The sequence below is a fragment of the Silicimonas lutimaris genome, assembly GCF_047314965.1.
In the GTDB taxonomy this organism is placed as follows: domain Bacteria; phylum Pseudomonadota; class Alphaproteobacteria; order Rhodobacterales; family Rhodobacteraceae; genus JAVJUV01.
The window spans coordinates 1-13,438 of record NZ_JBLBVK010000023.1; the positions used below are offsets into that span (position 1 = coordinate 1).

Consider the following 13,438-nt stretch of genomic DNA (forward strand, 5'->3'; position numbering starts at 1 on the left):
CCACATCACCACCAGCCGTCAGCTTCAGCTCAATCTCACGCAGCAGCTTCAAGATGTCTTCGTCTGAATGTCGCTTCCTCGCCATGCCCAATCCCCCTCTCGCGGCCAAAGTAATGGCCCAGTTCTAGGGGGGAAGGACACAGACCCTGTTCTTTTCGGAAACCGGCTTGGTCAGCGGCCGTTCTCGCTACTCCAGCGCCAACCAAAGTACAGGCCGTCTGTTCTGCCTCAAATTTAACGGGAGATATCCCAAGGCTGATGTCCCCGCCGATGGACAGCGGGGGCATCGTGATCAATTAGCGTTCCAGAGCAACATTCTCGACAAAGGAAGCCCGAAGTTCTGTGTTGAACGGGTTGCCAGGCGAGACCACGGAGTAGGCCCGCATAGCCATCGGCACCAGCGCCTTGCTGTCGTCCGCGTCCGGGTGCATCGGGGCTGCACCGAAAACCTCGTTCAGCTTCGTCTGCACTTCGGCACTATTCAGCCAGTTCATGAACACTAGAGCCGCCGCCGGATTCGGGGCGTTGGCAGGAACAAGGTTGAAGTTGCCGCCGCCAGTCATACCGAACTCCGGGATGTAGAATTTAATGCGATCACTTACCTCGCCCTTCTTTTGCAGACCATAGAGATGATCTTCCCAGGCCGCGACCATTGTGAACTCGCCCTGTGAGATACGCTGCAGGCTGTCAGTATTCGAGGCCGTAATCACATATCCGTCGGTGTTCTCAAGGAACCAGTCCCAACCGTTCTGCAGCGAGGCCATTTTCTCGTCCGAAAGCGCGCCATCGAGGAAATCGTCGTTGGACATGCCGGATAGGTTTCTCGCAATGTGGGTAAAGAACGATGGGCCGGAACCACCGTTTTCGTAGTTCAGACCAAACTGGCCTGGATTCGCGGAAAAGTACGTGGCGAAATCATCGACAGTCTGTGGCAGTTCCGCTGGTGTAATCTTCTCCGGATCATAGGCGACACCTGTCTGGTTGCCCCACCACCCAAAAGCATACCCCTGGCCGTCAAAGCCGCCGACGTTGGTTGGCATCTTGGGACCGTTCGGCAGAACATCCGTAAGCGGCCCCAGCGCCATTTCGTTCGGGTCGAACAAATCCACACGATCCGACCCCATTGCCAGCACATCGATATCTCCGGGCGCGCGATTGCGTTCGGCCAAAAACTTCTCGATGTTGCCCTCGTGGGTTCCCTCGGGGATATTTACCGTGATGCCGTATTCGGCAGTGAAATCTTCTGCCAGCTTTCGGTAATCCGGCTGGAAATACCACACAAACCAGTTGAGTTGGCCCTCTTCCTTGGCTTGGGCGACGATTTCATCCCAGCTTTTTTCAAGCAGACCTGTCGGGTCGGCGGCTTGAGCGCCACTGGCCGCGGCCAGCAGGGCAGCAGATGCAATCAGTTTCCGTATCATAGTTTCCTCCCTTTTTTGAGTTTGGCTGTACTAGCCTTTGACACCGGCCTGAGCCGGGTTCGCGGATTTCAGAAGGTGCTCCAGACCGAGCATTAGAAGGACATTCGGGACAACAAGGATCAACGACACAACCGCCGCGTTTGGGCGAATGAAGTTGTAGCCGAGGTAAGAGTAGAGGATCGATGGAATGGTCGTGAAGTTCGGCGCCCCGACGATGAAGGCAATTGCGAACTCTTCGATGGACTGGATGAAGACGATGATGAGCGAGGCAAGCACGCCGGGCAACAACGCGGGCATATAGGCGACGCGGAACCTCGACCAGTGCGAAGCACCCAAGTCACGCGCCGCGTCAATGAGATCTTGGCGTACATTGCCAAATGCGACGGTCATGATGCGGATCGCATAGGGAAGAAAGAGGACGCAATGCGCCATCAGGATCGACAGGAACCGCGAGTAGATGCCTAGCGAGAAGATCAAGGACGAGAAGAAGATGGCCAGTACGAAGCCCGGCACCACCAAAGGCAGCAGGGTAAGAATCTGCGCCGCCGATTTGCCCGGAAAATCAAACCGGGCGAAGCAGTATGCAGTGGGTGAAGCGATCAACAGCGTGATGATCGCGACGGTCGGCGCCAGCATGTAGGAATTGGCAATCGCCTGCGGCAACGCTGTCGTGGTCCAGACCTCGGTCCAACGCTCTAGCGTCAGGCTTGGTGGCAGCACATCCGGATATTCCCAACCCGTCTCGGGATCGACGAGCGACCAAAGCACCGCCCAAATCGCCGGCATCACCAACCATACGAAACAGACGATCAGCAATAGACCAAGCAGTATACGGTTCAGGAGGTTCGACCGAGAATGCATTCTGCGTTTGGTGCCCGAACCGGAGCCAGTATCTGCGAGGCTCACCATTTGCTGCTCCTAAGCAGCAGACGGGCTGCGCCCGCCAGCAGCAGAGAGCCGAGTAGCGCCAGTCCCATCAAACTGACACCTACGGCGGCGGCCTGATGCCAGCGCCCGAAGCTGTCTTTTAGAAATACCATGTACTGCGCCATCGACTGCACATTCGTAGGACCGGCCGTTACTTGAAACGCAAAGTCACCTGCAGCTCCTATGAAAATGATAATCAACGATGCCTGCATGGCACTGACCGTCAGTGGAGCGATGATTTTTCGGAACCGCGCGAAAGTACCCGCTCCCAGATCACGCGCAGCATCCAGCACCTCGTCCGAAATGGCCTGAACCGAACCGGTCAACAACAGCAGGGCAAAGGGCATGTTCTTCCATATTTGCAGAAAGACCACCCCCCAAGCGTCGCGATCATTTTGCATCCGGATCGGCTGATCGGTGAAGCCCACCCACATCAGCGCCTGATTCACGATGCCGTGGTAATTAATCATGTTCAAGAAGAGGAACGAGGCCACCAGGCCGGGTACGAATAACGGTGCCTTTAGAACCGCACCGAGGGCCAGAGAGCCTTTAAACGGTCGCCGCAACCAGATCGCGAGCGGATAGGCAAGAACGACTGATCCGATCGCGCTCACGGTTGCAATATAGGCGGAGTAGCTAAGCGACCGCGAAAAGGCTTTTGAACCCAGCACCTTTTGCCAGTGCTCTAGTGAAAAGGAGCCCTCTTCAGTGAGACTGTAGAAGCCAAAGGACTGCATGATGGCGACGTAGGTCACCCAGCCGATCATCAACAAGATTACGCCGAGGCCCGGCGTCAACAGCGCCAAAATCAATAGTGTTCGGCGCCAATTCAATCTAGCTCTCCGCGCACGAAGAGAATGCGATCGGGCGGCAATCGAAACCTAACGCTCTTTCCGATGCCCGATGCGCCTCCGGGCCAGTGCAGCCGTTGATCGGACGCTCCGGCTACAGAGAGATGCAGATCGGTATAAGAGCCCTGATACGCACTCTCGCTGATGTCGGAGGTGACTACATTTTCACCCTCTGTCGATACAAATTCCGCGTCCTCGGGACGCCAGCAAAGAAAGGTGGCGTCGGCATTCGGAGGTGTCGCGACCCCAAAGCGTCCAAGCGGTGTGTCCACGACGTGATCATCGACCCGGGTAAACGGAAGCAAATTCGCCGAACCGATGAAATCGGCAACGAAGGCGGTTTCGGGCCGCTGATAAACCTCTTCTGGATTGCCAATCTGCTCCACCCTGCCACCGCTCATGACCACAACCCGATCAGACATGGCAAGTGCTTCGGATTGATCGTGCGTGACGTAGATAGCTGTAAACCCGAACTCGCGCTGAAGGCCGCGAATCTCACGCCTGACCTGTTCGCGCAGCTTGGCGTCAAGGTTGGACAACGGCTCGTCGAACAGAACAACCGAGGGTCGCATCGCCAGTGCGCGGGCCAACGCAACTCGCTGTTGTTGGCCTCCGGACAACTTGTTCGGCAGTTTTTGCCGGTGCGACTCAAGGTCGACCTGCCGTAACAAGTCGTTCACGCGGGCCAGTCGCCCAGCGCGGTCGATCTTGTTTTGCCTTGGACCGAACTCAATATTCTCGGCGACAGTGAGATGAGGAAAGAGTGCGTACGACTGAAAGCACATCGCCGTGTCACGTTTTTCCGGCGGCGCATTGGTCACATCCGCACCGTTCTGCTCAATCCGTCCAGTTGTTGGTGCATAGAAGCCGGCGAATATCTTGAGAAGCGTGGTTTTGCCACATCCCGAAGGCCCAAGAAGTGTCACGAACTCTCCGGGTTCGATGGACAAATTGATGTCGGCAAGAGCGGTAAATCCGTCTTCGAAAACCTTGCTCACATCGATCGAACGCAATGCGGTCAATATGTGATCCCCCCTCGAAAACCATTGTCCGTGACCGGGCAAAAGCCTTCTCAACGGAATTCTCAACATAGAAAGCATGTTATTGCAACGAAACAATGAATGTGGTTTGCCGGCATGCTGTCAGGTGCAGCAGAGATTGCGACCGCTCCGAAGGTGGTCCATCATGAGATCAGAAATACGGCAAAGCCGAAGCGTTCGGAGGGGTCGCAGCATGGCGAAAGCGCGAAAGGTCGTCATCGTCATTTTTGACGGGCTGCGCCCCGATATGATTGCGGGTCGAATGCCGACCCTCGACGCCTTTCTTTCCGAAAATCTTTGGCTACGAAATGCGCGCTCGGTATTTCCGTCGGTTACCCGAGTTTGCACAACAAGCCTCGCGACAGGTGCCTGGCCGGGACGACATGGCATCGTAAACAACCAGTTTCACCTCAACTCGGATCTTCGCGGTCCTTTGGTGGATACGGGACGCGTGGATCGGCTATTGCAGCTTTTGGAACGTACGGGAGAGATTGTCAGTACTGACAGCCTCGGACAACGGCTTGCTGCTGAGGGGCGCAGCATGATGGCGATCCATTGCGGGTCGGCCGGGTCCGGTCTGCTGATAAACCACGCCGTCCGCGAGAACGGACAAAGGACGTTTTCGGTGCATGGCGCAGGAGCCACGCTGACCCCAGAGATCGTGCCCGGTATTCTCGCGACATGTGGACCGCTACCCAGTCAAGACGTGCCGAAGTTCGACGTTGTGGCCTATGCCGGGCGTGTTGCTAATGAGGTTGCCCTCGCCAAGGAGCAGGCGGACGTTACGCTCGTCTGGCTGCCCGAGCCCGACACCTCGTTTCATTTCTGCGGGATCCACTCGGAGCGAACCGATCAAGTGATGAGCGCTGCTGACGCAGTCTTCGCAGAGATTCTAGATACTGTCAGAAAGGGGCCATATGCTTCTCAAACGGCGGTTATTGCCTTGTCTGATCACGGGCAGATCGCAACCAGCGCGTTAGTGGATCTTGTCCAACTGTTGCGCACCGACGGGTTTCGTGCAGACGAAATGCCGAACGACGACACAGAGATATTGGTCACTGGCGGGAACATGGGAGAATTGCGGCCGCTGGCCAATGATTTCGGCCTTGTTCGCGATCTTGGCCAATGGCTTATGCAACGGGACGAGATAGGAATGGTCTTCGCGGACCCTGAAATGGTGCCTGGGGCGTTTTCACCCGCCGCCGTGCATCAAGTTCACGCCCGCAGCGCCGATTTGCTTTACGTTATGCGCTCGCACGAGATACCGGGACCTGGCGGCATCCCCGGAATCGGTGTCTTCACGGGTGGCGTACCTCTTGGTGGAGGCATGCATGGGGGGCTCAATCGGTTTGAGATGAATACAGTGCTTGGCATTGCAGCTCCCGATGGCCGGCGCCAAGAGAGCGACGACACGCCTGCGTCTTTGATCGATATAGCCCCGACGGTCCTCGGACTCCTTGGTACGACCTTCCGATGCGACGGGCGCTTTTTACCCGTCTTCGAACCTGAATCGGAACATGCCGAAATCGAGATAATGCACGAAAGTCACGGAACCTTCCAACAGCGCCTGGTTCGCTCGCGGATTGCCGGGCGCGAATACTTGATCGAGGGCGGGCGGGCATGAGTGATCAAGTCTTGGCGAGCAGAGTTCTGCGCTTTCGATCAGAGTAAAAATGCCTGATGGCTCTCAAATGAAACTAGTCCTTGCAAGCGATCTGCATGTGCGCGACCCCGATGGATCCGCCAGCGCCATGGACCAAGTTGTTCGGATCGGTGCATGTTTGGATCGAGTGGCCGAGAATTGTCCCACGGCGACATGCTGCGTCATTACCGGCGATCTTGCCGATGCTGGAGAGACGGCCGCCAACAATGGGCTAAAGAAAAACTGGATTTGCTTCCATTTCCAGTCATTCCCATGCTTGGCAATCACGACGACAGAGACGCCTTTCGCAGCGTGTCCGGCGAAAGCGGTTCAAGCGGCGGCTTCATTCAGTCGACGGTGCAGTTTGGCAGTTTTCGACTCGTGTTCCTGGACACTCTTGCCCCGGGAGAAGACTCGGGCTTCCTGTGCCTTACGAGGCTGGACTGGCTAGATCAACAGCTATCCGAAAGCGAAGATGAATGCCTGTTCATGCATCATCCGCCATGTGATATTGGCGATCCGGTTCTCGACCTGATCAAGCTGTCAAACCCGGATGATATTCTCAGTCTGTTGCGAAAGCACCGTAATGTGCGTCAGATTTTCTTCGGCCACGTCCAGCGTACCATGTTCCTGACGTGGAAAAGCATCCCCTGCACAAGTCTGGGAAGTATTGGAGTGCCGTCGCCGACCAATGGCCCAGTCTTTGGGCTTCTGTCACCCGATCGCAAGGGCTTGGCTGTCACCGTCTGGCCATTGGTATGATGGCTGGTCCGATATTGCGCCGTCCAATAGACTGGTATGGAAGGCAAATGAACCCATTTCGGAAGTTTTGACATGGCTCCAACGCGCCCCGATGAAATCTCACACCTGACAGGACGGCTCTCTGGATTGATCCGCCCGCCCGGCGTCTCATTGCTTAACTGTGGAGGCAAGTTCACTCCCGACGGCGCAGTGCAGTATTGGCCCGGGAATACCTTTATATGCCACGTCAACCGCAAATCCGCGGCCTTCGAGGCGATCCGAGAGCTTCAAGAGGAATTAAAGAAGAGCGAATTCAGTCGCTTTTTCACGTTCCTTCCGCCACCGAGTTTCCACATGACGGTCTACCAAGGTCTATCGCCAAACATGTCACTGGAGACCGGCTGGCCGGAAAACGTGCCCGAGGGCCTATCCCGGGACGAAGTTACCACGATACTGGCAGAGCGCTTGGATAGCTTGCATCTTCCCAACATGTTCCGGATCAAGGTGGATGGGTTGTTTTGCGGATACAGTATTACGGTGTCCGGTGCAGATGACGGCGAGGAGGCTAATCTCCGGCGGACCCGCGTTGTCCTGCGCGATGCCACCGGAATCAAGTTTGCCGATTTTCATGACTACGTTTTCCACATTACGCTGGGCTACCTGATCGACTGGCTATCGGAAAAGACAGCAAAGGAGTTGACTTCGTTCAGCGCGGAGCTTGGCGAGAAACTGACGGGTTCGATTGGCGTGATTGAACTCGGGCCTGTGGAATTCTGCAATTTCGACACGATGCATCACTTTGAGTTGGTGAAAGCATTAAAGTAGACGTCCAGCGCGGGCCAGGAGCCTACGATTGCAGCGCGTGAAGCAGAAGATGTGCGCAACCTGACTTAGCATCTGGCAGAAGATCTTCGAATTCAAAGTTCTTAACTTTGCCCGCAACTACTGGCAACCAGCGACCGGATTGGGCTCCCAAGGGTCATCCGAGGCATTCAGTCAGATGTCCGGATCGCCTCGCATTGCGGCCATCCACCACCAGCCGCCAGACCTACGCCTACCGGTTCATCCACTGTGTCCTGGAGGGGCAGATCGCCGGGCGGGATCGGGTGGTTCGGCACCGCTGCCATAGCCGGCTCTGCGTGAACCCGAGACATCTCGAGCTGGGGACGCAGGCGGATAACAAGCGGGATGACTGGGAGAATTGGGTCGGCGGAGTGGATCACCGGTTCCTCTGAGCTGTCCCTGATCAAGCCTCGTCCGGTTCGCCGGGCGGGGCACCCGTGCCACCCGACACAGGGGCATCCCGTGGGGCATTCCGGGGCGCTCCGAGCGGAAAGCTACAGCGATGTTAGAGGAAACTTCGCCTGGCTGGGGTGGTAGGATTCCCAGAACTGCGATGAAACCTATCGGCTTTTCCCGGAGAGCGTCGAAGCTGGGGCAATCCGTGGGGCGAAAGGGTGCCTCGGGTGGCGGCAGAGTGGGCTGGACGGGGGCTTTGGAAAGGGGTCTGACGGGTAGCCATGCCTCCTGCTCCGTTGCCCCCAGCGAGAGTTGCCGGCCGACCTTGCCCGAGATGAAATCCGGCTCTTCGAAGGGACTTGTTCACGTTGACACAGGTCATTCTAGAAGCGCGGCTTCGTCCCTAGGATGATCGTTAAGTTCTTCCTGTCCCGCAAAGTACGGAGGACCGGGTGATGCATGTCGTTCTGGTGCGTCCGCCACGCTACGTGTGGCCCTTCAACAGTGAAACCTCGGCATTCTGGCAGCCGCTGGGGCTGATCTCTATCGCTGCAGCGGTCCGACATGCGCTGCCTTGGGTCACGGTTGAAGTGATCGATGCACCCGCCCTGAAAATCGGTTGGAAAACGCTTGAAGACAGACTGCGGGCGCGTCGGATCGATGTTCTGGGGATCGGTGAGGAAACCGTTTCGGCGCACGAGGGGATCCGCGCTGCAGCCCTTGCCAAACGTCTCCACCCCGACTGCCTTGTCGTCGCAGGGGGCTACTTCTACTGCTATTCGCTGGCCTTCACTTTCGCCAGCGGCGTCGTAGACGCAGTTGTCCACGGCGAAGGCGAGGAAACATTTATCGATTTGGTGCGAAACGCCGGCGACAGGACGGCATGGCCTCAGGTCAACGGAATCTCGTACCAGGACGCTGACGGGCAGATCAGGACGACACGGCCCCGAGCGCTGATCAAGGACCTCGATACGCTGCCCTTCCCTGCCTACGACCTTCTCGACATGGAAAGCTACGGTCGCCGGTCGCGGAACCACCCGGGCCTTGTGAGCATCGAGCATTCGCGCGGTTGCACGGACAACTGCTCTTTCTGCATCCTCTGGAAGCACATGGGCAAGCACCGGGACGGCAGCGACGATGTCAGGCCGCATGTGCGCACCCAAAGCCCCGAGCGCAGTTTCGAGACGGTGCACCGGCTCTATCACGAGTTTGGCCGACGTACCTTCGGATGGGTCGATCCTACCTTCAACGTCTCGCCGCGATGGTCAGACGGATGGGCGGAACTTATGCTGGCGTCCGACATGATGGACGCGCGGGGCGATCCCAGGACAATTCACACGGCATGGATGCGCTCCGATTGCGTGATCCGCGACCACAAGTCGGGCGTTCTGGACAAACTGGTTCGTGCCGGGGTGCGCCAGGTGATGATCGGCGTGGAACGCGACGACGAAGATAGTCTGGCCTTGCTGAACAAGCACAACAATGACGCCGAGGTGACCCGCGAGGCGATTTCGATCTTCCAGCAGCATTACCCGCAAGTCTTCACGATCGGCTCGATGATCTACGGGCTTCCGGGCGACACCAAAGACGATCTGAAGCGGCTTGTCGGCTTTCAGCGCGAGCTGGGGTTGGACTTCTGTTTCGCCATTCCGCTGACCCCGAACCCGGGAACGGATGTCATAAACGGGGACAAGTCCGCCCTGGGAGACGCGTCCACCGACTTCTCCAGCTACAACTACCATACGCCTGTTCTGAAGACGGCAACGCTCGATCGCAGGGAACTGGAAGCGATCTATCATCGCATCATGCTGGGCACGACGTTCCGCCGCATCATGCACCTGATCCGTGCCTGCCTGCTGGAACCCGATCGCAGGAAACGCCGTCTGCACCGGTCCTTCCTGAAGCACGGGTTCGGAATTGCCGCGACGAGTCTCTTTCACCGTTTGAAGTATGCCACCAGCCGGCAACCGGCTCTGCATTCGAGGAAGCCACAGTGGTACGACACATGACAAGACCCGCCCGGAGCTGGAAAGCGAAACTTGCGATGATCGTCGCGGCGGGCGTGATCGCCAGCCACATCATGGCCTGCGTCGAAAGCCCGATGTCCTTTTCACCGACCGGCACTTTGGTGTTCTCAATTTTGGACCGGACAGAGGAGCCAAGTAGCCCCTCCACCAATGTCTTCCGGGTCATGACCCTTGAGAGGGACAAAACCCTTCGGGAAATCGAGCGCAGCGAGACTCATATTCTTGGAGGACCGGTTTTCAGCCCCGATGCAACCCAGATCGCATATCTGCGGATTCCGATCCCTTTGAGAGAGGAAGAAGAGGCTGTCGTGATCGTTGAACCTGTCCCAGACACGGAAGTCACTTCGCAGGATGCAATCGCGGACGATGACACGGCTGTGGTTTCACCGGACACCGCTATGGAGGAAGAAACTGTCGAACCCGTGATCGTTACTGGAAACAGGCCCTTTGACTTCCCGGTTGACTGGGAGGACCTGCCAAACGCGACGATCAACACCCAATCCGATCTAGCGGATGCTCTGCGAGAGGAGGTCGCGTTCGTGGATGCCGAACTGGTCTTTAGGGATGTGGCCAACGGCGCGCTGGTCGACAGGGTACCATTTCCGCTACCAATATTTAATGAACGAGACGCGGAGTTTGATTACTACTTTTCCAAGTTAGCCTTCAATCCACAGGCCACGGAAGTCTTCTTTACAGCTCAGGGACTCATTTTCGCGCTGGATTTCAGTGAACGGAAGGCACGTGTGCTCGGCACCGCCTTGAGGGCCGCCCTGTCGCCAGACGGCAGCATGCTTGTTGGTTACGAGGCCGAAGGAGAACTCCTCTCCCTTTATGCGACCGATGCGTCACGCGCGGTACACATACGACCGGCACATGATATCGCAAGCTTTTCGGAAGCTTTCTGGATGGATGACACCACTGTCGCTGTTCTCGGGACCGGCGATGGGAAGACCTACCTCGACACTTACGATGCCAATGGCGTTCTGCAGGCATCTCGAATGCTGGTTGAAGGATCAATCAATGGGGGGAGCGTTAGCCTTTCACCTGACGGACGTTTTCTCTCCCTTGTTACGGATGAAGACGTCACCTTCCTTTCGGACAAATTTATCGTGCTGGAGCACTTCGAACACGGGTCAGAAGAAGACTCTTTCGACGCCGCCGTCTACACGCTCGACTCCCAGCAGGTCGCCTTCAAACATCTGATATCCGAGGAATCCGGCGAGGATGGCCCCAAAGTCCGGCGGACCGACGCAATCGTCTTCTTCACGCCGCAAGGGCGGGAATTGTTCCGCGTCGACATCCCTCCCGTTCCCATAGATCTGCCGGTCGAGACCGACGAAGAGACCGAGAACGACACCGCAACCGGGGAGCCGCAGCAATGACCGAACAGGCAATCCTTGAACTCTTTTCGCATATCTGCGGTCAAAGCCCGGCCAGATCGTTCTCGGTCGACGGCCATCTGCTTCCGGTGGATCAGCGCTGTCTGGGACTGTACCTCGGAGCCCTGATCACGGGCCTCTGGCTGACCGTTTCGGGGGTCTGGCGGATGGGGCTACCGGGACGTGGCATGGTGGCCCTGCACCTTGGGCTTCTCGTCCTGATCGTGCTGGGCGGCTGGCATATCATCGATCCCGGACCGACCTGGCGGCTTGCGCTTGGGCTGTTCACTGGACACATCACGATGATCTGGCTCATCGGCGGCGCGCGGGACATTTGGACGGCGACCCTGGCCGACAGCGCCTCGGGCGGATGGACCAGAAGCGCGACCGCGCAAGGCTTTGTATGGTCCCTCCTGCTTGTCGCATTGGCGCTGATATTCCCGGCGTTCCTTCCCCTCGGCTGGGCTTTCTGGACCGGAGCGACCCTGCTTGGCCTGCTTAGCCTTGCCGCGAGTCTGTTGACTGCAGCCGTGGTCCTCGTCCTGGCCCAGACAGGCCGTTTCAGGTCGTCCTGACGGCCACGGGCTTGCAGGATGGTTTTTGGCACTTCCCGACTGCGGATGAACAATCGGCATACATACAGAGGCCATCAATAGTTCCTTTCGCGACCCTGTTTGCGAGAGCCTCGTCTAACGACCGCTCAGGCGAAAAAAAGAGAACCCCCGGCGAGCCCCCTGAGGGACCCGCCAAGGTGATGCTTCAGCCGAGACGGCGATTGACGACGTAGTCCGCCAGCCACTGCCAGTAGTGATCGCGATCCCGGAAGCCCTGCGCTCTGGCGGCCAGGTCTTCGGCGCCGGAACGAGAAAGACCGCCGTCGTACTGCGCGATGGCGACCCTTTCCTCGAAGGCTTCGATGTCGGGGATCAGGGTGTGGTCCGTCATCCCGGCAGCCTGATCTGATCCACGATGGAGCGCTTCTGCTCATCCGAGATACCCGCCGAGTAGATGCCGTAGGTCAGCTTGTTCTCGGAGCGGGCCGACTTGTGCCCGACCAGCGACGCCGTGAAGTGCTCCGGGACGCCGGTTCTTTAGCACTGGGTGATGAACCACTTCCGGGTGCTGTGGAACACGACACCGGGCCGGTCGATGCCGGTCTCTTCCCGCAGCTAGGTGAACGCCTTGGTGACGTCGTTGACCGAGAGACGGGGAAAGAGAGGCCCTTCCGACGGCAGAGACGACAGCCGATCCTGCAGAACCGGATGCAGCGGGATGGTCCGCTCCGAGGCATCCGTCTTCAACTGTCGCAGCCGATTGGGCCGAACCAGCGTGAAGAGCCCGAGGTTGCCCTTCGAAACGAAGTCATCCCGCAACAGCCCCACCGCCTCGCCGGAGCGCATGCCCGAGAGAAGGCAGAACAGCATCACGTCCCGGAACCGATCATCGGCGAAGGTCAGAAGCTGCCTGACCTCGTCATCCGTCAGCACCGAGTACGGGGCGGGCCTGACCTTCCGATCGAGAAGAACCGTCCGGAACGGGTTCCGCTCCCGATGTCCCTCGTAGACCGTCCAGTCCAGGAAGTGGTTCACCTGCGCCAGCCGCAGTGCAGACGCCTGTCATGCACCAAGACTCAAACCGGACCACTTCATTGGGACTGGCCGTTTAATTGGCTTCTCTCTGAAGTGTACTGTTTTAATTTTATTCGACAGGGTGTTCAGGTGACTGTCAAGTCAGTTTCTACGGTAAAATCGTTTAATATCAAACGCATAATTACGCCTACACGACGCACAGGGCTTGTCTCATGTCCTCAATGCTGCGGTCCTTTTTCCGTCGGCAAAGAAAAGCATCCTCGTCTGCGTCCGTTCCGGAAACTTAATTCGAGACAACCCTTATCGGTTACCCCCGACAGATAGGCTAGACAGAAGACTAAGTGGAAATGGGAAGAACGGGCGGGTTCCCTTTTTGCCAAATCGCCATCTGATTTCCGCGCATAAGTAATTTGCTGCAAGGACCGCTTAGTCCGCGTTGCGGTCATAAGCTCGATTTTCTGGCACGTCCGGTGTCGGTGGAAACTGCCGTCGGGGTCGTAGCCAGTTGACGGCTCCAGTGCCTGACTGGCCCGTCGCGATTTTTTTCGACATGCCGCAGGGATGATTTTTCGCCCCCATTAT

General features: G+C 57.6%; 13 protein-coding genes. 6 read left to right on the top strand and 7 right to left on the bottom strand.

All coding sequences use genetic code 11. The features are described from left to right. Positions 1 to 296 precede the first annotated feature (296 nt). The 4 genes from ACKLNI_RS01250 to ACKLNI_RS01265 are packed head-to-tail and all read right to left on the bottom strand — an operon-like array spanning position 297 to position 4,221. Positions 297 to 1,421 (bottom strand): ABC transporter substrate-binding protein, encoded by a 1,125-nt coding sequence (locus ACKLNI_RS01250; RefSeq protein WP_413717174.1) that lies wholly within the window; start codon positions 1,419 to 1,421, stop codon positions 297 to 299. 30 nt (positions 1,422 to 1,451) lie between these two features. Next, on the bottom strand, positions 1,452 to 2,330 hold the full coding sequence (locus ACKLNI_RS01255; RefSeq protein ID WP_413717175.1) for an ABC transporter permease: 879 nt from the start codon (positions 2,328 to 2,330) through the stop codon (positions 1,452 to 1,454). Then, a complete protein-coding gene (locus ACKLNI_RS01260) occupies positions 2,324 to 3,181 on the bottom strand; it encodes an ABC transporter permease (RefSeq protein ID WP_413717176.1) in 858 nt (285 codons plus the stop codon). The genes ACKLNI_RS01255 and ACKLNI_RS01260 overlap by 7 nt, the downstream gene beginning before the upstream one ends. Then, positions 3,178 to 4,221, bottom strand: coding sequence for an ABC transporter ATP-binding protein (locus tag ACKLNI_RS01265; protein WP_413717177.1), 1,044 nt, complete (start codon positions 4,219 to 4,221; stop codon positions 3,178 to 3,180). The genes ACKLNI_RS01260 and ACKLNI_RS01265 overlap by 4 nt, the downstream gene beginning before the upstream one ends. Positions 4,222 to 4,432: 211 nt before the next feature. On the opposite strand from ACKLNI_RS01265, the gene ACKLNI_RS01270 reads away from it, so the two are divergent. The 3 genes from ACKLNI_RS01270 (at position 4,433) to ACKLNI_RS01280 (ending at position 7,447) form a co-directional block, all read left to right on the top strand. After that, on the top strand, positions 4,433 to 5,863 hold the full coding sequence (locus ACKLNI_RS01270) for an alkaline phosphatase family protein (protein ID WP_413717178.1): 1,431 nt from the start codon (positions 4,433 to 4,435) through the stop codon (positions 5,861 to 5,863). A gap of 192 nt (positions 5,864 to 6,055) precedes the next feature. Then, positions 6,056 to 6,643: a metallophosphoesterase gene (locus ACKLNI_RS01275; RefSeq protein WP_413717179.1), complete on the top strand. Its 588-nt coding sequence runs from the start codon at positions 6,056 to 6,058 to the stop codon at positions 6,641 to 6,643. 72 nt (positions 6,644 to 6,715) lie between these two features. Continuing rightward, positions 6,716 to 7,447, top strand: coding sequence for a DUF1868 domain-containing protein (locus ACKLNI_RS01280; RefSeq protein WP_413717180.1), 732 nt, complete (start codon positions 6,716 to 6,718; stop codon positions 7,445 to 7,447). Positions 7,448 to 7,614: 167 nt separating this feature from the next. Here ACKLNI_RS01280 and ACKLNI_RS01285 read toward each other — a convergent pair whose 3' ends face one another. Next, on the bottom strand, positions 7,615 to 7,845 hold the full coding sequence (locus ACKLNI_RS01285) for a hypothetical protein (protein ID WP_413717181.1): 231 nt from the start codon (positions 7,843 to 7,845) through the stop codon (positions 7,615 to 7,617). 471 nt (positions 7,846 to 8,316) lie between these two features. Between ACKLNI_RS01285 and ACKLNI_RS01290 the strand changes: the two genes are divergently transcribed. The 3 genes from ACKLNI_RS01290 to ACKLNI_RS01300 are packed head-to-tail and all read left to right on the top strand — an operon-like array spanning position 8,317 to position 11,842. After that, positions 8,317 to 9,870, top strand: a complete 1,554-nt coding sequence (locus tag ACKLNI_RS01290; protein ID WP_413717182.1) for a B12-binding domain-containing radical SAM protein — start codon at positions 8,317 to 8,319, stop codon at positions 9,868 to 9,870. Further along, entirely contained in the window at positions 9,867 to 11,270 is a 1,404-nt protein-coding gene (locus ACKLNI_RS01295; RefSeq protein WP_413717183.1) for a WD40 repeat domain-containing protein, read from the top strand. The genes ACKLNI_RS01290 and ACKLNI_RS01295 overlap by 4 nt, the downstream gene beginning before the upstream one ends. Beyond that, positions 11,267 to 11,842, top strand: a complete 576-nt coding sequence (locus tag ACKLNI_RS01300) for a DUF2085 domain-containing protein (RefSeq protein ID WP_413717184.1) — start codon at positions 11,267 to 11,269, stop codon at positions 11,840 to 11,842. The genes ACKLNI_RS01295 and ACKLNI_RS01300 overlap by 4 nt, the downstream gene beginning before the upstream one ends. Positions 11,843 to 12,026: 184 nt before the next feature. On the opposite strand, the gene ACKLNI_RS01305 is transcribed toward ACKLNI_RS01300, so the two are convergent. Then, positions 12,027 to 12,212 carry a hypothetical protein gene (locus tag ACKLNI_RS01305; protein WP_413717185.1) on the bottom strand — a complete coding sequence of 62 codons (186 nt, stop codon included), beginning with the start codon at positions 12,210 to 12,212 and terminating at the stop codon, positions 12,027 to 12,029. A 224-nt stretch (positions 12,213 to 12,436) separates the two neighbouring features. After that, entirely contained in the window at positions 12,437 to 12,856 is a 420-nt protein-coding gene (locus tag ACKLNI_RS01310) for a hypothetical protein (protein WP_413717186.1), read from the bottom strand. Positions 12,857 to 13,438 lie beyond the last annotated feature (582 nt).